Annotated in this window: 16 protein-coding genes; 6 read left to right on the top strand and 10 right to left on the bottom strand. The window is 38.1% G+C overall.

Annotated elements, in window-relative coordinates:
- Nucleotides 1–89: 89 nt before the first annotated feature.
- Nucleotides 90–221 (bottom strand): hypothetical protein, encoded by a 132-nt coding sequence (locus tag ACEW8U_RS02210; RefSeq protein ID WP_373520401.1) that lies wholly within the window; start codon nt 219–221, stop codon nt 90–92.
- On the opposite strand from ACEW8U_RS02210, the gene ACEW8U_RS02205 reads away from it, so the two are divergent.
- Nucleotides 220–2,463, top strand: coding sequence for a TonB-dependent receptor domain-containing protein (locus tag ACEW8U_RS02205; protein ID WP_373520400.1), 2,244 nt, complete (start codon nt 220–222; stop codon nt 2,461–2,463). The two genes, ACEW8U_RS02210 and ACEW8U_RS02205, sit on opposite strands and share 2 nt — an antisense overlap.
- A gap of 356 nt (nt 2,464–2,819) precedes the next feature.
- On the opposite strand, the gene ACEW8U_RS02200 is transcribed toward ACEW8U_RS02205, so the two are convergent.
- From ACEW8U_RS02200 to ACEW8U_RS02175, 6 genes are all read right to left on the bottom strand, one after another.
- Complete coding sequence (locus ACEW8U_RS02200) at nt 2,820–3,398, bottom strand: hypothetical protein (protein ID WP_373520399.1); 579 nt, start codon at nt 3,396–3,398, stop codon at nt 2,820–2,822.
- A gap of 82 nt (nt 3,399–3,480) precedes the next feature.
- Nucleotides 3,481–5,091: a hypothetical protein gene (locus ACEW8U_RS02195; RefSeq protein WP_373520398.1), complete on the bottom strand. Its 1,611-nt coding sequence runs from the start codon at nt 5,089–5,091 to the stop codon at nt 3,481–3,483.
- A gap of 44 nt (nt 5,092–5,135) precedes the next feature.
- Nucleotides 5,136–7,946, bottom strand: coding sequence for a TonB-dependent receptor domain-containing protein (locus ACEW8U_RS02190; RefSeq protein ID WP_373520397.1), 2,811 nt, complete (start codon nt 7,944–7,946; stop codon nt 5,136–5,138).
- Between the two features lie 196 nt (nt 7,947–8,142).
- Nucleotides 8,143–9,114 (bottom strand): AAA family ATPase, encoded by a 972-nt coding sequence (locus ACEW8U_RS02185; RefSeq protein WP_373520396.1) that lies wholly within the window; start codon nt 9,112–9,114, stop codon nt 8,143–8,145.
- Between the two features lie 322 nt (nt 9,115–9,436).
- Nucleotides 9,437–10,048 carry a pseudouridine synthase gene (locus ACEW8U_RS02180; protein ID WP_373520395.1) on the bottom strand — a complete coding sequence of 204 codons (612 nt, stop codon included), beginning with the start codon at nt 10,046–10,048 and terminating at the stop codon, nt 9,437–9,439.
- A gap of 208 nt (nt 10,049–10,256) precedes the next feature.
- Nucleotides 10,257–10,433, bottom strand: a complete 177-nt coding sequence (locus ACEW8U_RS02175; protein ID WP_373520394.1) for a hypothetical protein — start codon at nt 10,431–10,433, stop codon at nt 10,257–10,259.
- A 427-nt stretch (nt 10,434–10,860) separates the two neighbouring features.
- On the opposite strand from ACEW8U_RS02175, the gene ACEW8U_RS02170 reads away from it, so the two are divergent.
- The gene (locus ACEW8U_RS02170) at nt 10,861–11,994 is read left to right on the top strand and encodes an amidohydrolase (protein ID WP_373520393.1); all 1,134 of its coding nucleotides are present in this window, start codon (nt 10,861–10,863) and stop codon (nt 11,992–11,994) included.
- 9 nt (nt 11,995–12,003) lie between these two features.
- Here ACEW8U_RS02170 and ACEW8U_RS02165 read toward each other — a convergent pair whose 3' ends face one another.
- Together ACEW8U_RS02165 and ACEW8U_RS02160 are read right to left on the bottom strand one after the other, a co-directional pair.
- Nucleotides 12,004–13,131 carry a fatty acid desaturase gene (locus ACEW8U_RS02165; RefSeq protein WP_373520392.1) on the bottom strand — a complete coding sequence of 376 codons (1,128 nt, stop codon included), beginning with the start codon at nt 13,129–13,131 and terminating at the stop codon, nt 12,004–12,006.
- A 154-nt stretch (nt 13,132–13,285) separates the two neighbouring features.
- Nucleotides 13,286–13,753 (bottom strand): MaoC family dehydratase, encoded by a 468-nt coding sequence (locus ACEW8U_RS02160; RefSeq protein ID WP_373520391.1) that lies wholly within the window; start codon nt 13,751–13,753, stop codon nt 13,286–13,288.
- A gap of 187 nt (nt 13,754–13,940) precedes the next feature.
- Here ACEW8U_RS02160 and ACEW8U_RS02155 point away from each other — a divergent pair, with 187 nt between their 5' ends.
- The 4 genes from ACEW8U_RS02155 to mtgA all read left to right on the top strand — a co-directional run bounded on the left by ACEW8U_RS02155 (nt 13,941) and on the right by mtgA (nt 19,511).
- Nucleotides 13,941–15,773, top strand: coding sequence for a DUF3857 domain-containing protein (locus tag ACEW8U_RS02155; RefSeq protein ID WP_373520390.1), 1,833 nt, complete (start codon nt 13,941–13,943; stop codon nt 15,771–15,773).
- A gap of 4 nt (nt 15,774–15,777) precedes the next feature.
- Nucleotides 15,778–17,706 carry a DUF3857 domain-containing protein gene (locus tag ACEW8U_RS02150; RefSeq protein WP_373520389.1) on the top strand — a complete coding sequence of 643 codons (1,929 nt, stop codon included), beginning with the start codon at nt 15,778–15,780 and terminating at the stop codon, nt 17,704–17,706.
- Between the two features lie 120 nt (nt 17,707–17,826).
- A complete protein-coding gene (locus ACEW8U_RS02145) occupies nt 17,827–18,648 on the top strand; it encodes a class I SAM-dependent methyltransferase (protein ID WP_373520388.1) in 822 nt (273 codons plus the stop codon).
- A 167-nt stretch (nt 18,649–18,815) separates the two neighbouring features.
- Nucleotides 18,816–19,511, top strand: coding sequence for a monofunctional biosynthetic peptidoglycan transglycosylase (gene mtgA, locus ACEW8U_RS02140; protein WP_373520387.1), 696 nt, complete (start codon nt 18,816–18,818; stop codon nt 19,509–19,511).
- Here mtgA and ACEW8U_RS02135 read toward each other — a convergent pair.
- Nucleotides 19,508–19,828 (bottom strand): GH3 auxin-responsive promoter family protein (locus ACEW8U_RS02135; RefSeq protein WP_373520386.1); only part of this gene is annotated, 321 nt, incomplete at its 5' end. The genes mtgA and ACEW8U_RS02135 overlap by 4 nt on opposite strands.

Here is a 19,828-nt window from a genome sequence, read left to right as displayed (position 1 = left end):
ACCTAATAATTCAACTAAATTGATGTTTTGTGGCTGATTAACCTTTTTTAATAACTTTAGTGATGGACCCCAAAGGCATACGCCAAAGGTCAAACTATTGGTGCTGAATTAATCCCATCCAAATCTGTAAGAAAAGAAAAAAAATCACGTCTTTTTGCATCATTTCTCCTTTTATAAAATGCTTCTTTGTAAGCCTTTTCAAATACTATATATTTCGGCATGAAAATAACCGTTTGGCTGCTCTTTCTTTTGGTTTCTCTTCCTACTTATGGACAAAACCGCATCGTCATTTTGGATAAAATTACTCAAAATACTATCCCTGGTGTCCTTGTAAAAATTAAGGGTCAGGATAATCAGGTTTCGAATTCTAATGGGGAAGTTGTTCTCAATTTAAATAATCCTACCCTACTCGTGTTTTCACATATTTCCTTTGAAAAACTTTCCGTTCAGCTCAATCCAAACGAGAACAAGACCATTGAGTTGATACCTAGTATCAGCTCCTTGAGTGAAGTGGTTGTATCAGGATTTGAATCCGAACGTCCTTTGGTGCATCAGGCTGGTGCCATTAGCAAAGTTTTGGAAAATGAATTGTACCGTTTTAATGAAAATTCTCTTCTGAGCGCATTCAATACCAAGCCCGGAATCAGGGTTGAAGAAAGAGCTCCTGCCAGTTACAGGATATCCATTAGAGGAAGTTCTCTAAGGTCACCTTTTGGGGTTCGGAATGTGAAGGTTTATTGGAATGACATTCCTTTTACATCTCCGGATGGTACCACAGCATTGAATATCCTAGACCTTTCCAACCTTCAGAATACAGAAATCATCAAGGGTCCGGCAGGAAGTATATTTGGTGCAGGAAACGGCGGTGTCATCAGCATGGAGAGTAGGAAAACAGTTTCTGAAAATTACCTTTCATCGGACATTGGTATCGGGGACTTTGGATTATTTAGGTATCGATTTGGAATAGACCAGAAAATCGGGGAAGGAGGAATCAATGCCTCCTACGTCCACCAAAAGTCAGAAGGCTATAGGGAACACAGTGCATTGGACAGAAAGGTGTTTCAGCTTGCTATGCATACTAAGCCTTCAACAAAACAAACTCTTTCCAGTCAAATTCTATATTCGGACCTTAATTATCAGATTCCTGGAGCGCTTAATGCCACACAGTTGGAAGAAGATAGGAGACAGGCAAGACCTGGTTCCGTCGGCCAAAATAGTTCTATTGCACAGAAAACACTTTATGGTACGCTCTCCCACCAAATAGATTTCAATGATAAATGGGCCAATACCACAGCCTTATATGTTAACACCACCGAATTTGAAAATCCATTTATCCTTGACTACAAAAAAGAAACTGCATTCAGTTATGGGGGAAGGTCAAAATTCTCGTACAATGACGAATGGGGACAATTTCCTGTACAGATAGTGGCAGGTGGTGAATATCAGTTTGGAAAAACTTTGGCCCAGAATTTTGGAAACAGACAGGGTCAGGCAGACACCATCAGGTTCAGTGATGACCTGATTACCACACAGGCATTTCTTTTTCAGCAATTGGAAATAGAATGGACTTCAAAAATCCTGATGACCTTGGGATTCAGCCAGAATTTTGGGAGATATGACATCATTAGAACCATAGATGCCGGACGTAACCAACCATCATCCAACAGAAGAAACTTCAATCCCATTGTGGTTCCAAGAATCGCAATGGTGTACAAACTGGATGACCATTCGGGAATTCACGGCAGCATAAGTTCCGGTTTTTCTCCCCCTACCATTGCCGAAGTCAGAACCAATGAGGGAAGCATCAATTTGGATCTGGAAGCGGAAAGAGGGATTAATTATGAAGCAGGATACCGAAGCCGCTTTGGTATTTTCAACCTGGACTTTACGGCCTTCTATTTTAAGCTGGATCAGACTATAACGACATTTACCAATGAACAGGGAGTGGTACTGTTTAGGAATGCAGGGGCTACTGATCAGAAAGGGATAGAAGTCAGTTTGGATTATGTCTTGTTCAGAAACCAAAACTCAGTGATTCAGGAAGTAAAGCTTAACCATGCCTTTACAGGTCATTACTTCAATTTTGCAGATTTCGAAAGTGGGGGAAATGATTTTTCCGGAAACCAACTGACCGGAGTTTCGCCAAATACCTCGGTTAATTTATTGGATATTAGAAGCAAATTGGGTTTTTACTTAAATTTCACCCATCAATATGTAGATGCAATACCCTTGAATGATGCGAATACTGTCTTTCAGGATTCGTATAATTTGGTTGGCAGCAGATTGGGTTGGAGAAATACCCTAGGCAGCCGTTGGGATGTGGAAGTATATGGAGGTGCGGATAATCTATTGGATGAAGTGTATAGCTTGGGAAATGATCTGAATGCTTTTGCCAACCGGTTTTTCCAACCTGCCCCAGGACGGAATTTTTATGGTGGGGTAAAGGTGGGTTTGAGATATTAGAATGTGGATATGTAGATTTCCTTTAACCTGATAAAATGCCGAATTCTTGTTATTAAGATACTGGTAGATATTTATAGATACTTGACCGATATGGTTTGAAAAAAAAATTAAATTGGGGATTGGTATAAAAAAAAATTGGGGATAAAAAATGAGTTTTTTTATTATCCCCTATGTTTTATCAAAAAACCGTGGAAAAATACTTTATCGTACTTTACAAATTTAACCCTTTCACTAATACCAAAAAATACCCTAAACAGGGTATTTTTTGTAGAATTTGGTTCTTTTTTTAGTGCTTTCCGATAAAAATTGGAAAAATTCTCAAATCCTCTTTATAGAATATCAGGCTAAAAAAAAATTCAATTCTGCGAAAGTTGATCCATGGTACTATGCACCTTCCATCTTTTTTCTTCCAAATCAAAATATACTTTGTCATCAGGAAATTCTATGAATTCCTCAGGAGCTGAATTTTGAATGTAATAGGGACTTAAATCCTCAGCTTTTACCATTTTATCAAACAGCATCAAGCCTTTTTCCTTCATTTCGGGAATTTCAAATTTCCAGGTCCTGAAGACCTCTTCATAATAAGTCAATTCTCCTGTTTCATTTCTTTTCATTTTCACCCCGACTGCCACTTTTTTCACTTTAATCGACGGAGCAATCCTGCTGGCCAGAAAATATTCGTAGTCACCATCTTTATGGTATGCTTCAATCTTAAAATCCAAAACCAGTTTGGAATAATACTCATCAAACTGTTCTTCAAATTTATTTTCATAGGTCCCCTTTTTAGGCAAATGCCCCAAATATCTAATTGTGGTATAGAGTATTTGACTTTGTTCTTTTTCTGTCAAGCTTCTTTCTGGAGAATATTTTGGTTTGCTTTCACAAGAAACCAAAGAAATCAGAATTACAACAAATAGAATTACGTATAGCTTCATGTTTATTTCCTTGCAAATAATTGTAAATAAAAAGGCTTGTCAAGATTGTTATCCTGACAAGCCTTTTAAAATTGGTTAAAGATTAATCTTGTGAATAATCTGTATTGATAGGGTTAAAATTAACCCAACCATCTGTCCAATCGGTAGCACCAAACGCTCCTACAAATGGAACAGTTTTGTCAAAGAAATCACCCAATTTAGCATTGGTAAAATCAGCACCAGTTGCTAATGTACCATTAGGCAAAAGGCTGAAATCAGGGTTATTAGGATATGTCAACAATGTATATCTAGCAAAAAAGTTTTCGGGTCTTAAACCATATCCTCTATAGAAATCTTCCCATGGTCCATCAGCAGCAGGAAGTGCCACAGTAGAATTTGAAGCTTCCCAAATTGATTTTACATCAGCAACATTTGCGCCACCACCTGACGCATAGTCTGTGTTAGGTACAATAAGAATATTGTTATCCAATACTCCCGTTCCATTTTGATATTGACCAGTTACTGACGCTGTATTGAATCTCAATCCAATTGGGAATCCAGTAATAACTGAGTTCATAATGGATAAAGCAGTTCTTCTTCTCAAATCTATGCCTTGTGCATTGTTTCCTGAAATTGATCTACCTACTCTATCTCTTGGTCCATAAATTGTAATGTTGGAGAATACACCAGTTGTATATGGCGTTACATCATTGTCATTAGGTCCGTTATCAGTCTCAAATCCATTTGACTGGGATTGATCTGCGAAGAATGGGTTTCTTACAGCAAGTCCAAACTGCACATTGCCTGAATAGCCATAATCTACATCAAAATCATCATCCCAAGTAGATACAGATACTAAGTATTTTCCATCAACATTACCACCAAACCACTCAAATCCATCATCACCACCATAGGATACTACCAAATGTTCCATAAAGGTTCCACTTCCAACACCACCCATAGTGATGGAATTTGTTTCATTGTTTGGGGTCAACTCAATACCAGCATATTCTACTCTCAGGTATTCATATTCACCTGAACTGTCACTATTATCAGTGCCTCCAAAAATCCTTACAGGATCTATTCCTTCAATAGCAGGATCTACTTGGTTGGTCGCTGCTCTTCCCAAAATCACCAATCCACCCCAATCACCTCGATCTCTTTCACCTGGATTTTGAGCAGAAGTCATCACAATGGGTTCAGCCTCTGTTCCTTTAGCAATCAATTTTCCACCTCTGTCTACAATGAGTGTTCCCCTAGTAGCTTTTTGTCCATAGAGAATAGTACCTGGATCAATAGTTACAGTCACACCATCTGGAACGAACACCTGACCGACAATTAGGTATTGCTTGTCATTTGTAAGTCTTCTTGTAGTTAAATTGCCCTGCAGCGTTTCAACATTGCTCACTTCCTCAAATACTGCAACAACTGCTTTGTCAGCATTCATGGTGAGGGATGCAGGATTGGTAGAACCCGTCAAATCACCTTCCCATCTTACAAAAGCCCATCCCGCAGCAGGAGTGGCAGTAACGGATACAGAAGCATTTTCAGCTTGAGTTCCTGAAGCAGGAGTAACAGTACCTCCTTGAGAGGGTAATGAAAGGGTTGACAGTGTATAACTCACTGTTGGAACTGGGTCTTCACCACAAGAGAAAAGGACTAAGACAAATGCTAAAGACAAGCTTAGCTTCATCAGATTGTTTAATTGTTTCATAGTTTTTGAATTAGTAATCATTTATTAAATTTAGTTATGTGTAGTTATTTGATTCGGTGATTCAAAGTCAGACTTAAAAGGGTTCCTTTTCTCCACAGATACATAGGGTCATCCACATCAGGAGATATTTTTTTGTCAAAATTGGAGTCCTGATAAAATCTGTACTGGTAATTCAACAAATCCTGAATACCAAACTTAACAGTGGTTTTTTCTCTCCAAGTTTTGCTGATTGTAAGGTCTACAGCGTGTCTTTCAAGTTCATAAATAGAAGGATTGTTGACGTTACCTGCTACAAAGATTCTAGGGCCTTGAACATTGTATGCCAAACTAGCCTGAAAATTACTGATGGGTTCGATATAGTACATGGCCGCATTAACCACGTAAGGTGACTGACCCTGTAGTGCCCGCCTGTTAGCTTCGAATGCCACATCTTCACCAAGAAATACCTCAGACCAAATCAATGAGGCATTGACATTAAATGAAAGGTTTTTGACAAATGGTGCTGAAGTCACTGTACTCAAAGCTTTTCTAGCTTCTATTTCAAGACCATACACTGTTGCATCATCTGCGTTGGCATAAGTGAATTGTAAGGTTTCCGTGATATTCTGCTGTACTTTCTCAATTGGATCTTTAAAAAACTTATAAAATGCTCCAATACTAAAAGTCTCTCCTTCGTTTGGATAGAACTCATAGCGAAGATCGATATTATCAATTCTTGCCATTTGAAGATCCGGATTGCCAAAAAATCCAGCAATAAATTCAAAGCTGTAATAAAGGAAAGGAGCAAACTCCCTGAATTCAGGCCTATTCAAGGTCTTACCATATCCGGCTCGGATCAAAGATCTTTTACTGAAATTATAATCAATATTAAATGATGGCAAAATGGCAAGTTCAACATTTTCAACATTTACTGGACCTGCGTCATTACCACTTGTAAGTTCCTGAATACTATATTCAGTTCTTACACCACCGGATAAATTAAAATCACCCACAGGGTAAACCCCTCCTGCATAGCCCGCAGCCACTAAAGTCGATGCATCATATTGATCATTTGGCCTTGTTCCTTCTTGGATCAACCATCCGTCTCCTTGACGATAATTCTCAGGAGCAAATGATTCATAAATGGGCTTTCTGATCAATTGCTCTCCTGCTTCCTGGTCATGAAATCCCGGGAAAAATGTAGTAATGTATCTGGCAGAAAAATCTCTCCATTTGTAATCAGCGAGATATCCCGCTCTGAAAATCTTTGGTCTGTCTTGTTCAACCCCTTTGAATTTTTTCTCAAAGTTTAAGCCATTGACTACTCCTTTTTCATTCATAAAGCCATAATACCTACCCAAATCTTGAGGACTTGAACTTGGAGGCGCAATGATCTGGAAACTACCTTCACCTTCCGGACTGAATCTTGTCCTCAATCTTCTAAAATCGGGTTCTTCATGATAAAGATAATTTCCTCCGATCACCCAATTCCATTTGGTCATTTCATCATTAAAAAGGTGGGTACCCTCCAATTGACCGGAATACAATCTTTTTGATTCATACCTGAATGAATAATCCTGAGCACCATCTGGCCTTTGGATAAAATCCTTACCTGTCCTGAAAACCGTTTCATTCATTCCACTTTGATTGAAAAGGTTCCTGAATTCTATCTTATGATTAGAATTTAACCTCAGCATCCAATTGGACATAAATCCAACTTCATTCATTTTGACATAGGTATTGTCAAAATATTCATCTCTTTTTTCAGTAGGTGTTCCCGGTTCAGGAAAAAAGTATCTATTTCTATCAGCTAAAAAATATTGGTAATTTTGTGACCATGAGACACTTGTTAAAGTTGATAGTCTTTTTCCTCCAATTCTCCAGTTTTTACCAAAGGCAAGTCCAACATTTGCATCAGGTGAAGCATTGGTGGAATCCATTCTGTAATTATTAGTCAAAGATTGTCCAGCATTTGCTCTTAGAATATTTCCAGAGCCGGATGTATTCAATTCTTCTGTTGTCGGAAATGTTGCTGGCAATCCTCTATTACTGTCAAATCCCAACCAATCTGTTTTTGATCCTTGGGTTTGACTGTATTGTCTGAAAGTAGTGTTCTGACGGTATCCTGTTCCCAAACCAATGTTGATAAAATCATCATCAGGGGAATTCTTGGTAAAGACCTTGATCATTCCACCAGCAAAATCACCTGGAACTTCTGGGGAAGCTGATTTATAAATCAACATCCTGTCAAGATTATCACTTGGTATCAGATCAAAGGAAAAAGTTCTTTTATCCACTTGGGTGGTCGGTGCAATGGAATTGTTGATCATCACCACGTTGTATCGATCATCCACACCACGAACCCTGACAAACTTATTGTCAACAATGCTCACTCCGGATACACGTTTCATTACCTGTGCGGCATTTCCATCTTGGGAAAGGCTGATTTGGTCAGCAGATATACCACTGACTACCTGAAGGGAATTTCTGATTTCAGAAACTATGGCAATGTTTGAACCTGTTTCCCTTGTGGCTATTACAACCACTTCATTTAAGTCATCCAGGTCTTCTTCCAATACAACATCAATTACTGTTGCTTTCTCTGAGACGACTAAGACATCTTCAAACCTAAGGGTTTTGTATGAAATAAAAGAGACGATGATATTGTACTTGCCAGGTTCCACTTTGGCAATATCAAAATCTCCATCAAGTCCGGTGGCCACGCCAAGCATGGTCCCTTCAATTCTAACATTGGCACCGATAATGGTTTCACCGGTTGTGCCATCAGTGACGACACCTCTAACACTTCCGGATTGAGCTCTTGCAAAGCCCAAGATAAAGAAGGAAAGAAGTGATAAGTAAATTAGTTTTTTCATTTTTTGTAAAATTTGTACAGCAGCAATTTTTAACTGCACAAAATTCAACAGTAAATGTTAATTGAGAGCGTTGTGAAAATTATCAATTCATTAATAAGAGGTGGAAAAAAAAAACAGTCATCACAATTTTTTAATATTGTAATGACTGTTTATCGTAAACAAAAAGGATTTATCCGAATATCAGTTTGTTTTTGAGCTATTTCAATGTTACGGATTTGTTAATAGGTATTTTCTCCAAAAACAGACGTACCAGATCTCGGGTACTGATATTGTCTGCTTCCGCCTCATAATTGAGGATCAAGCGGTGATTTAATACATCTTCAGCCACGGCTTTGATGTCTTCTGGCAAGACATAATCCCGACCATCCATAAAGGCCGCAGCACGAGAAGCCAAATGCAAATTGATACTTGCCCTAGGGGAAACACCAAACTGAATATACTTGGCTTCTTCTTTCATCCCGTACTTTTCAGGAGACCTTGTGGCAAAAACCAATTCAATGATATAGTTCTCCAAAGGCTCGGCGATTTTGACTTCGTTGATCTGATTGCGGATCGCAAAAATATCCTCTTTGGAAAGTACGGCATTGACTTCGGAACTGAAGGACATATTGGCCATACGGCGCATTACTTCCATTTCATCTGCCTTGGAAGGATAGTCGATATGTACTTTCATCATAAACCTATCCACCTGTGCTTCAGGCAAAGGATAAGTTCCCTCCTGATCCACTGGGTTTTGGGTTGCCAATACCAAGAATGGCTTGTCCAACTGAAACGTGGTTTCACCGATTGTCACTTGCTTTTCCTGCATGGCTTCCAAGAGCGCAGACTGTACTTTAGCAGGTGACCTGTTGACCTCATCAGCCAATATAATGTTGGCAAAAATAGGCCCCTTCTTCACCTCAAAACTTGCTTCCTGCTGATTGTAAATCATCGTTCCCACCAGATCAGAGGGCAACAAATCCGGGGTAAACTGAATTCTTTTGAAATCAAGGTGCAGTACCCTTGCCAGCGTGTTTACAGTCAATGTCTTTGCCAATCCGGGCACACCTTCTAAAAGCACGTGTCCATTGGTAAAAAGTCCGATCAATAACCTATTGACCATCCTATCCTGACCTACCACTACTTTTTTTACTTCTTCTATGACCTGTTGGATCTTGTCCTGATGCATGGAATATTTTTATTTAATTATGATGGAAATATGGTTGAAATAAATAGAAATAATATTCAAACAATCCCTATTTATTATTATTTATGCTTTTTGGTCAATTTCTAAAGTCTCAAATCTCACGTCTTGTGTCTAATGTCTCACATCTCATCCGCCACGGCGGACAAGTCATCTCATGTCTTATATCTTTTTAAAGGTGGCTAAATTATAACAAAATACCCTTTATCCCAATTTCTGATTTTGCTTATTGATGGATGGTTGGGATTGGGAGGTATTTACCTTTCTTTTTGTTCGGAAATCTTTAAAAACATTAAGAACAGAATTTTTACTTAATGCCTTTTAATTTTTGTGGTTTAATATTCAATAACCTATACAATTCGTCTTTTTCATATTCCCTAAATTCCCCCACTCCCAATCCCTCTATATTCAAGGATTCTATCGACCTCCTTACCAACCTCAAAGTGGGTAGTCCCACAGCAGCGGTCATCTTCCGTACTTGACGGTTTTTGCCTTCTATTAGCTTCAATTCTATCCAGGAATCCGGGACAGATTTTCTATACCTGATTGGTGGATTTCTTTCTGGCAATATTGGCTGTTCAACCAAATGCTTGGCAAAAGCCTTTTTGGTCCTGTATGTTTTACCATCAATATTGATATCAACTCCGGATTCCAATGATTGTATAGCCTTAGCATCAGGAATCCCTTCTACTTGGGCCAAATATGTCCTGATATGACGAAACTTGGGATCGAGCAAATGATGATTAAGGACTTTATCATCAGTTAATAACAACAAACCCTCCGAATCCTTATCCAACCTCCCTACAGGATAGACTTCTTTTGGAAAATCTCCAACATCCTTCAATGTACCCTTACCCCCTGAAAACTGGCTTAGAATACCAAATGGCTTGTACACAAGGAAATATCTGTGATTGGTCATTTTAGGGAAAATTGATTACTAATGTAACTTTTTCTTTATTCTAGGATTACTAAAGATCGATGACTGAAGAAATTTTAATATATAGCCTAAGATTAAACTTTTGATTTTAAAAATTAATGGAACCACAAAAGTGTCAAAAGTGAACAAAAGAAAGATTTGAATTGAATCTTTTGTTACCTATTGTTCCTTTTGTGGTTCCAAAAAAAACTCAACTACCACAACCTATGCAGTCAAAATGGCTGCCCACAGGTTTTACACCTTTCAATTGCATCTCCAAATTATGGATTCTGTCGCGGGCTTCCATATCCTGGAACATGTCCCCTGTAAGACTTGATTTTAGGTCTTCGATTTCCTGCTCAATGGCAGTTTTTTGTTCTGTTGTCATGACAAATGGATTAAGTTGTTAGCAAATGACAATATAAAAAAGTTCTTGAAAAAAATGGGTTTCCTTTTGCAGAGATTTAGGAATTTCCAATTCCTAGGAGATGAATAGTGTTGGAAGTCCAGAGTAGTCAGTCGCGGTTTTCAGTTGATAGTGTGTTCAATCGAAGTTTGTCGTGGTCAGAGTCATTAGGCAGTGTCAGTACACGGTATGTGTCATTAGTCAGTGGTCATTTGGAAGTTGTAGTCTGACAAAAACTACAATTCACCAAGCTCATTCACAAAAAAGTTCAAACCAATTAAAGTCTCGCATCTCACATCTCATTTCTAAAATCTAAAATCTTCATTATAAATCATGGGAACAATCCCGCTATTAATTTTGTCAATTAAAGAAGCCTTATTCGTTTATTTTTGACACAAAGAAAAAACCCATGGAAAAAGATACCCTTAAAACCCTCATTGAATTCAGAAAAACTTTGCACCAACACCCAGAGATTTCGGGGGAGGAAAGAGAAACTGCCAAAAGAGTTTTGACCTTTTTCAAAGACCTTAATCCAAGTAAAGTAATCCAAAAACTAGGAGGTCATGGTTTGGCTTTTATATATGAAGGAATAAAGGAAGGGCCTGTTTCTCTTTACCGTTGTGAATTGGACGGCCTGCCTATCAAAGAAGACAACAACATCAAGCATATCAGTACCATACCAGGTAAATCACATGTCTGCGGACATGATGGGCACATGGCCATCATCAGTGGCTTGGGCATCCATCTTTCCAAAAACCCTCCTTTAAAAGGCAAAGTGGTGCTGTTGTTCCAACCTGCTGAAGAAACAGGTGCGGGTGCTGAAGCTGTCCTCAAAGATCCAAAATTCAAGTCCATCAAACCTGATTATGCCTTTGCCCTCCACAACCTCCCCACATTTGACAGCAAGCAGATCATTCTAAAAAAAGGAGCTTTTGCAGCAGCTTCTGTAGGAATGACAGTTCATTTAAAAGGAAGAAACTCTCATTCGGCCCATCCTGAAGCTGGCAACAGTCCGGCTGAAGCTATGGCCAAAACGATTGTGGCATTGGAAAGACTTCCTGATGCCATGAAAAAATTCACTTTAGTAACGGTTATTCATGCCCAATTGGGTGAAATAGCCTTTGGTACTACTCCCGGTGAGGCTACTGTGAGGGCCACTTTAAGGGCACACGAAAATGAAACAAGGGATTTGTTGGTTTCTTATGCTGAAAAGCTTGTCAGACAAATTGCCAAAGAATACGGTCTCGAAGTTTCTTTTGAATATGTGGAAAGTTTTGCTGCCACCCACAATGATGAAGATGCTTGGAATTTTGGTAATGAAGCCGCAAAAAGGCTAAAGCTTAAAACAAAGCACATCCGTATACCTTTCAGATGGTCTGAGGATTTTGGCCTTTTTTCTTTACATACCAAAACCTTACTCTTTGGACTGGGATCAGGGAAAAAACAACCTCAATTACATGAACCTGACTTTGACTTCCCTGATGAACTTATCCCTGTTGGAGTGGATATGTTCAAAGAAATCATTCAGGACCTCCATAGATAAAGAATTATATCAAGCTACCATTTCTCTTTCCCTTGAGGAAAGGATGGGTTCAGCTATTTCTTCATTCCTACCTGCATTCTTTAAGAAAAGATAATGAGATTTCAATGCACTCATAAAGGTGTCATTCTCATTATAAGGCAGATCAAATTCATGGGCGGTCTCCTTCACAATATCTGAAATAGTAGGATAATGGATATGGCAGACTTTTGGAAACAGGTGATGCTCCACTTGAAAGTTCAATCCTCCGCACAAGAAAGCAGCAATTTTACTTTTTCTCGCAAAATTAGCAGTGGTTCTCATTTGATGTTCTGCCCATGATTCTTCTATATTCTCATTTTCTTTAAGAAGTGGCATATCAGTATCTTCTACCAAATGGGCAAGCTGAAATACCAAGCCTAAAACCAAACCTTCCGCGAAATTCATCACCAAAAAACCAATCGTAAATTGCCACCAAGTGATGTCCATTACGACCAACGGAATGACAATATAAATTCCATAATACATCAACTTGTAAAAGAACAGGTTGAAATACTCGATTTTCGGATGATTGTTGACATGTGATCCGATTTTCTTCTGAAAAAACTTCACGTAATCCTTTCTGAAAAACCAGGATAAGGAAGCTAGTGAATATAACGCAAATGCATAGATATGTTGAAACTTATGAAAAGGCTTCAAAGGCTCATCCTGAGACACCCTTACCATCCCCGGCGCTACATCCAAATCCCCATCATGCCCCACAATGTTGGTATATGTATGGTGAACTTTATTGTGGGTGATATTCCAAACATACACGTTTGCACCGATAAAATGGAAAATAAATCCAAGAGATTTATTGATCCAACCATGTTTGGAATAGGAACCATGTAATGCATCATGGCAGACATTAAAGCCTATAAATGCCATATTCATACCCAAAACAATAGCCAAAAAGAAATTGACATAAATTGGGAAAAGCTCCAAAATAATCACAAGATATAGGCCTATCCATGACCCAAGGTAAAGTACTGTTTTCCAAATCATTGCCGAATTGGCGTTTTTGGAAATATTATTTTCCTTGAAATATATGTCAACTCTGTTTTTGATGGTCACAAAAAACTGTGAATTCCCCTTGTCATTAAATTTGAGGGATTGGTTCATAACTAATAATTTTAATAGGTTAATTAATAAATCATCATAGGGTGGATTATGAAAAATAATTAGTTGGGGTGATTAATTTCGTTAGTTTTAGTCATAATATAAATGTGATAAAATTACACTTCAAATCCCAATTTATATGTAATTCATGTAATAATCAACCGTGAAAATGATATAAGAAAACCAAAACTCCAGTGAAAGCCGGTTTCTTTTGGTTTTTAATTTCCAATTTAACGTTTACCTCAGCCTTTATAGTTCCTCGGAGGTTGACCACGTTTTTTAAATTCGCACTCAATCTGACTTCGTTGTTGACTAAAACTGCCTGTGCAAATCGAAGGTTTTCAATCCCATAATTAACCATCATCTTGAGGTTATTGACATGGATGATCTGGTCCCAAAGATAAGGAACTAATGAGAGGGTAAGGTAACCATGGGCAATAGTATCTCCAAAGGATCCTTCAATTTTTGCCCTTTCAGGGTCCGTGTGGATCCATTGATGGTCAATGGTAGCATCGGCAAATTTATTGATCTGCTCTTGCGTGATTTGGTGGTATTCAGATACCCCCAATTCCCTTCCTATATATTTTTCAAAATCCTCGAAGCTTCCAATAGTAATTTGGCTCATAGGTATACTTAAAATTTAAGATTAAAGGTAATAAAAATATTCATTTAGGGTAAAATTCAGGATCAATCTATTTCCATAAGCTCTTTCTATATAAAAGACCATCTTCTTTTAATCCTAAAAATTTATGGATCAAATTGTTTTTATTTTCAACTAATCCGATAAATTTGAATTTTATCGCCCAAATCTTATGTTTCGAAAATTTTGCCTTTTAGCTAGTTATCTGGCTATTGCAGGAATCCCACATTTTTTATCAGCCCAAATTGAAGTTCCCACATTTTCTGTTTTGGAACGAAAAGATTTTATAGTTCTCAATCTGGACTATTCAGTCAATTACAAAAGTGAATACTCTTTATTGATACTGGACAAAAGGGGGTTAGATCATGCTACAATGAAAATGCCCCATGACAAATTAAACCAGATACAAAATTTTGAAGCTACCATCAAGAATCCTATTACAGGAAAGGTCATCAAAAAATACAGACTAAAAGACCTCAAAGAAATATCCTACATAAATAATATAAGTTTATTTGATGATACAAAATTAAAAATATTCGAACTGGAAGGCTATCAGACACCTATAATGATCGATATCCAAGTAGAGAGAAAAACCAATCACAATTTCTTAATTCAGTCATGGATACCTGTTAAAAATTACAACCAAAAACTTAAAAGTGCAAGTCTCGACGTTCAATATCCTTCATCTTTGGGTATAAGATATAAGGAAGAAAATATAGATTTCGAGCCAGAAGAGGTGAAAGTAGGTGAGCTTGTGATAAAAAAATGGTTACTTGAAAATATAGAGCCAGTTGGCCAAAAATCCGAGGAAGAAAATCCATATATCAGTATTGCTCCAAAAAAATTCGCTTTAGAAGGGTATTATTCCAACATGGAAAGCTGGGATGGATTTGGCAAATTCATTGGCCAATTGAATAAAGACAAAGACAAGCTTCCACAAGATTTTAAGATTAAGGTTCAGGAGATGATTTCAGGCAAAGATGAGCCTTATGAAAAGATATCTACACTTTACACCTATTTACAACAGAATTACCGCTACATCTCAATTTCTCTAGGCATTGGGGGATGGATGCCAATGGCAAGTGAGGATGTTATAGCCACCAAATATGGAGAGTGCAAAGCCTTGACTACCTTAATGAAAGGGATGCTCAATGAAGCAGGCATATCCTCCCAATATACTTTGGTATTTGGGGGTGACAATCCCCCTCTTATAGATCCGGAATTTCCGAGCAATCGCTTCAACCATGCTTTTTTGCGAGTCCCTTTGGAAAAGGACACATTATGGCTTGAATGCACTAATACTTATCTTCCTGCTGGATTTGCAGGATCATTTACAATGGACAGAGATGTATTGGTCATCACTGAAAATGGGGGATTTTTGGACAGAACGCCTAATTACAGAACACAAAAATTACATCACTACAAAAACCGCTATGAAATTGAAATGTTGGAAAGTGGTGATGCCAAGCTTAGAGGGCAAAATATTTATCAGGGATTTCCATCGGAGGATCTCATCTCCTTGAAAAAATACCGTTCGGGGTCTGACATCAAAAACTACCTGAACAAAAACATCGGTGGAACTGGTGTGATTATAATCGACTACGAGCTGGAAACTTCTCAAATCCGGGAAGTACCAATAGCCAAAGTTTCATACGAAGGTATTGTCCAGAGATATGGACAGCAGACTACCAAAAGGATTATTCTTCCTAGTCACTGGAAAAAGCTTAAAGAAGAAATGGTTAAAAGTGGTATTTTGTTATGGGAGGAGGAAATTTTAATTACGATTCCTACAGAAACGGAAATTGAGTCGGCACCAGATAGTATGCAGATAAAAAATGAATTTTTTTCATTTCAGGTAGATGTCCAATCGTCAGATAAAGGAATCACCATCCAAAACAAGTTGGAAGTAAATTTCCCCATTGACATCACCTATGAAGAAAAAGAAAGGTTGATCAGTGAAATTAATGAACATTTTCTTAAAAATATCATCCTTAAAAAAATCTGAATATATGAGAAATGCACATTTATTTTTAGCCATACTATTGTCATTTTTTATGTCAAAAAGCTTTGCCCAAAATTTTAAGTTTGGAAAATATTCTCCCCAAGAAATCGAATTGACAAGTGTGGATTTCGATCCCGATGCTGATGCTGTCGTTTTAGGAGAAACTTCCTCTAACCATTTTTTGAGAGGATTTCAGTATTCTGCAATCCATCGCCGAATTAAAGTCCTCAAAGAATCAGGAAAAGGAAGGGCAGTTGTTGGAATCAGGTATTACGGAAGTCAGAATATCCAGGACATCATCAAGCTGAATGCCCAAACCATAAACTGGGAAAATGGCACAGCAAAAATCGTCAAGCTAGGAAAAGAAGATTTTTTTACCGTCGTCCATGCAGATGGATGGAAGGAAGTCAGGTTTACCTTCAAAAATGTACAAGAGGGCTCTATTCTGGATTACTCCTATACTAAAGTCAATAAATCAATCAGGTTTTTGGAATCCTGGGTTTTCCATAATTCCATACCTACCATCAAGTCCTCATATATCATTAATATCCCTACTTATTTAAACTACAATTTTTTGGCGCAAGGAAACCAAACCATCCAATGTGATTTCAAGCAAGGTGACGGAATCTACAAATGGGAAGTCAGTAATCTCAGGTCAATCAGGGAAGAACCAATGATTTCCAATTACAATGATTACTTGGAAAAAATTAGTTTTCAATTGGCCGGATATGCATTTGCAAATTCTGGAACTTACGGTGGCGCAGTTGGATTTAAGGAAAGCTTTACTTCATGGCAGGAATTGGTACAATATATTACTGACTCCAATGACTACAGTCAATATTTAAAACCCAATTCTTCCTTGCTTGGCCAATTGAAATCCTTTATACCAAGCCAGGAAAGTGAAACCCAAAAAGCAAAGGATATCTACCAATATGTCACAGATAATTTTACTTTTACCGGCAAAACTTCCTTCTGGCCAAGTAAAAACCTCAAAGCTTTCTTGGAAAACAAACAGGGGGAAAGACAGGATATTAACCTGACATTACTTGCATACCTTAGATCAAACGGCATCACAGCTTACCCATTGTTGATAAGTAGCAAAGGCAATGGTCATTCAAATTTGGTAGATTCTCCTTTCATGGATCAGTTTGACCAACTGATTATATATGTTAATGCAGACAGTAAGGATTATTTTCTGGATGCAACCAATAAATCTATGCCTTTTGGTTACCTACCTTTGAATTTCCATGCGAACCAAGGGTTGATTATGCGGGAAAAAGACAGTGGCCTAATTCCCTTGCAGATGGCACACCGTTCAGGAATTGTACAGAGAGTGGATATTAAGTTTAATGAAGCCAATAACATGGTCTCTGAGTCTGTCGTTAGATTTATGGAGTATGATGCTATCACCTATTTGAACAAAAATCTCGCAGATCCAGAATCCATGAAAAGTGAAATTTTAGGAATAAATGCCAGTAAAATTGCTTCATTTGAGGTGGAAGAAAAAACTGAACCGAGAAAGCTAATTGAAACTAAATTCCAGATTTTGGAAAACAAAATTGATGAAGAAACTGTTTTTGTAAGCCCTTTCCATTTTGTCCGGTGGTCCGAAAACCCTTTCAAGGCAGAAGTCAGGACGTTCCCTGTAGATTTCGGTTTCATTTTCAATGACAACTACACCGCAATCATAGAAATACCGGAAGGCTATGAATTGGATGATTATCCTGAAAAAATAAATATTTCTATACCAGGGGGTAATGCCACATTCCTGTATAGTGTGACTATCTTAAACAATTCTGTAAACATAAATGTGTCCATTAACTTTAAGAATCAGTTAGTCTCCCCCGTAATATATCCTGATCTGAAATATTTCATGGAAATAATTACCGGAAAATTGAAGGAACCAGTTGTATTTAAGAAGGCTTCTCTGCCATGAAAGGAAATTTAAATGAAACCTTTATCTTGATTGGATTTCATTTTTCTTCAATTGAAATAGACAGGAGGGTCGGTTTTTATTGATAGATATTTCCGCATATTTTGCATAGAAATCAGAAGCATGAAAAGTAATTCAACATCTTTGAAATACATCCACGGTTACACACTTGATGAACAAGAAAGGCTCCGTGAACAGGCATTGGTCATCGAAAGGCCCATTTATGACTTTATAGATTTTTCTGAGGTAAATGAATTGCTGGAAATTGGCAGTGGTGTTGGTGCACAAACTGAAATACTGCTGAGAAGATTTCCCCATCTCCATATCACAGGTGTCGAATATGAATCCAGACAGATCAAGAAGGCCCTGGAAAACATGTCCAAACTAGGATATGATGAAAGAAAAGTGACATTTGTGCAACAGGATGCAAAAAACCTACATTTGGATAAGCAATATGATGCGGCATTTATTTGTTGGGTATTGGAACATGTTTCGGAGCCTGTGAGCGTTTTATTCAGCATGAAGCCATATCTAAAACACAATGCCAAAGTTTCTATCACAGAAGTATTTAACACTACCTTTTACACTTATCCGGTAAAAATGGAAGTGATGGAATATTGGAGAATCTATAATGAATATCAGGTACAGATTGGTGGAGATCCTCAAGTAGGCGTACGATTGGGTGACTTATTGGAGGAGGCAGGATACAGAAACATTGACTTGCGCTCGGGAGGATTCCATTTGGACAGCCGGCAGCCGGAAGAAAAAAGAACGGTATTCAATTATTGGAAAAACCTGATGAGCAGCGGAGCACCTTCTTTATTGGAAGAAGGGCTGATTACAGAAAAACAGCTCATAGAAATGCAACATGCCATGGATGAATTACGGGATATGCCACATGCTGTATTTTATTACCGATTCATACAAGCCACCGCTTACGCATAATCATAATATATATGTACGCAATGATGCCGGTAAAATTCCAATTCAATATAATTCTTGCCAGGAGATTGAAATGTATGCTACATCGGTCTTCCGACTTCCGTCTTCCGTCTGGTCTGTAGTAGAATATTGGGTTTCTGGCAAAGAAGCGGATAACTATTTAAAATAATATGAAAATATTTAGATTTCTATTAAGGCTAGTTTTCAAAATCATTATCTGGTTTTTTATTCTAAGCATTGGCTTTACAGTACTATACAGGTTTTTGCCGGTTCCAATTACCCCATTGATGGTGATCAGACTTTGGGAACAAGCTTTTGATAAAGAAAAAGAAATGAGGCTTTACAAGGATTGGGTTTCGATTTCCAAAATCTCAAAAAATGTCCCCCAAGCTGTGATAGGTGCCGAGGATCAAAAGTTTATGGACCACAATGGATTTGACTTGGAAGCCATTAAGACCGCATGGGAAAACAACCAAAAAGGCAAAAGAGTCAAAGGAGGGAGCACCATCACGCAACAGACCGCTAAAAATGTTTTTCTAAGCCCTTCCAGAAATTTGATCAGGAAAGGGCTTGAGGCCTATTTCACCTTCTTGATCGAACTGATATGGAGTAAGGAAAGAATCATGGAGGTCTATCTCAATGTCATAGAAATGGGAGAGGGAATTTATGGGATTGAAGCGGCGGCACAATCCTATTTCAAAAAATCTGCATCCAAACTTTCCCGGCAGGAAGCTGCACTGATTGCAGCAGTACTTCCCAATCCACGCAGATGGAACCCTGCCAGACCAACGGCTTACATATCCGGAAGACAGGCATGGATACTTAGACAAATGAACAACTTAGAGCCTGTAGGGATTGGGATTTAAATCAACTTCAATACCTCCTCCAAATACTCCCTTGTATTTGAAAGCCTTGGTACTTTGTTCTGTCCTCCGAGTTTGCCCTTTCCCCTTAGCCATTTTTCAAAAATCCCTACCTCCACAAAATGGATCTTGGGAGCTGTCAGGGCCATGTCCTTGTATCTCTTGGCATCATAGTCTGAATTGATTTCCCTTAAAGAACTGTCCAGTATTTGGATGAATTGTTCCCGATCCGAAGGCATTTTTTTAAATTCAATGACCCATTCATGTGCTCCTTTACTTTTGGAATCACCAAAATAAACCGGTGCTGCTGTGAAATTTGT

This window comes from Aquiflexum sp., assembly GCF_041751335.1.
In the GTDB taxonomy this organism is placed as follows: domain Bacteria; phylum Bacteroidota; class Bacteroidia; order Cytophagales; family Cyclobacteriaceae; genus Aquiflexum.
The sequence above is the reverse complement of the archived record's forward strand: the minus strand, read 5'-3'. Positions and strand labels throughout refer to the sequence as shown.

What these genes read in the sequence shown, in the direction of transcription:
- ACEW8U_RS02205 (WP_373520400.1), top strand. Translation starts at nt 220, where the DNA reads ATGAAAATAACCGTTTGGCTGCTCTTTCTTTTGGTTTCTCTTCCTACT.
- ACEW8U_RS02210 (WP_373520401.1), bottom strand. Translation starts at nt 221, where the DNA reads ATGCCGAAATATATAGTATTTGAAAAGGCTTACAAAGAAGCATTTTAT.
- ACEW8U_RS02200 (WP_373520399.1), bottom strand. Translation starts at nt 3,398, where the DNA reads ATGAAGCTATACGTAATTCTATTTGTTGTAATTCTGATTTCTTTGGTT.
- ACEW8U_RS02195 (WP_373520398.1), bottom strand. Translation starts at nt 5,091, where the DNA reads ATGAAACAATTAAACAATCTGATGAAGCTAAGCTTGTCTTTAGCATTT.
- ACEW8U_RS02190 (WP_373520397.1), bottom strand. Translation starts at nt 7,946, where the DNA reads ATGAAAAAACTAATTTACTTATCACTTCTTTCCTTCTTTATCTTGGGC.
- ACEW8U_RS02185 (WP_373520396.1), bottom strand. Translation starts at nt 9,114, where the DNA reads ATGCATCAGGACAAGATCCAACAGGTCATAGAAGAAGTAAAAAAAGTA.
- ACEW8U_RS02180 (WP_373520395.1), bottom strand. Translation starts at nt 10,048, where the DNA reads ATGACCAATCACAGATATTTCCTTGTGTACAAGCCATTTGGTATTCTA.
- ACEW8U_RS02175 (WP_373520394.1), bottom strand. Translation starts at nt 10,433, where the DNA reads ATGACAACAGAACAAAAAACTGCCATTGAGCAGGAAATCGAAGACCTA.
- ACEW8U_RS02170 (WP_373520393.1), top strand. Translation starts at nt 10,861, where the DNA reads ATGGAAAAAGATACCCTTAAAACCCTCATTGAATTCAGAAAAACTTTG.
- ACEW8U_RS02165 (WP_373520392.1), bottom strand. Translation starts at nt 13,131, where the DNA reads ATGAACCAATCCCTCAAATTTAATGACAAGGGGAATTCACAGTTTTTT.
- ACEW8U_RS02160 (WP_373520391.1), bottom strand. Translation starts at nt 13,753, where the DNA reads ATGAGCCAAATTACTATTGGAAGCTTCGAGGATTTTGAAAAATATATA.
- ACEW8U_RS02155 (WP_373520390.1), top strand. Translation starts at nt 13,941, where the DNA reads ATGTTTCGAAAATTTTGCCTTTTAGCTAGTTATCTGGCTATTGCAGGA.
- ACEW8U_RS02150 (WP_373520389.1), top strand. Translation starts at nt 15,778, where the DNA reads ATGAGAAATGCACATTTATTTTTAGCCATACTATTGTCATTTTTTATG.
- ACEW8U_RS02145 (WP_373520388.1), top strand. Translation starts at nt 17,827, where the DNA reads ATGAAAAGTAATTCAACATCTTTGAAATACATCCACGGTTACACACTT.
- mtgA (WP_373520387.1), top strand. Translation starts at nt 18,816, where the DNA reads ATGAAAATATTTAGATTTCTATTAAGGCTAGTTTTCAAAATCATTATC.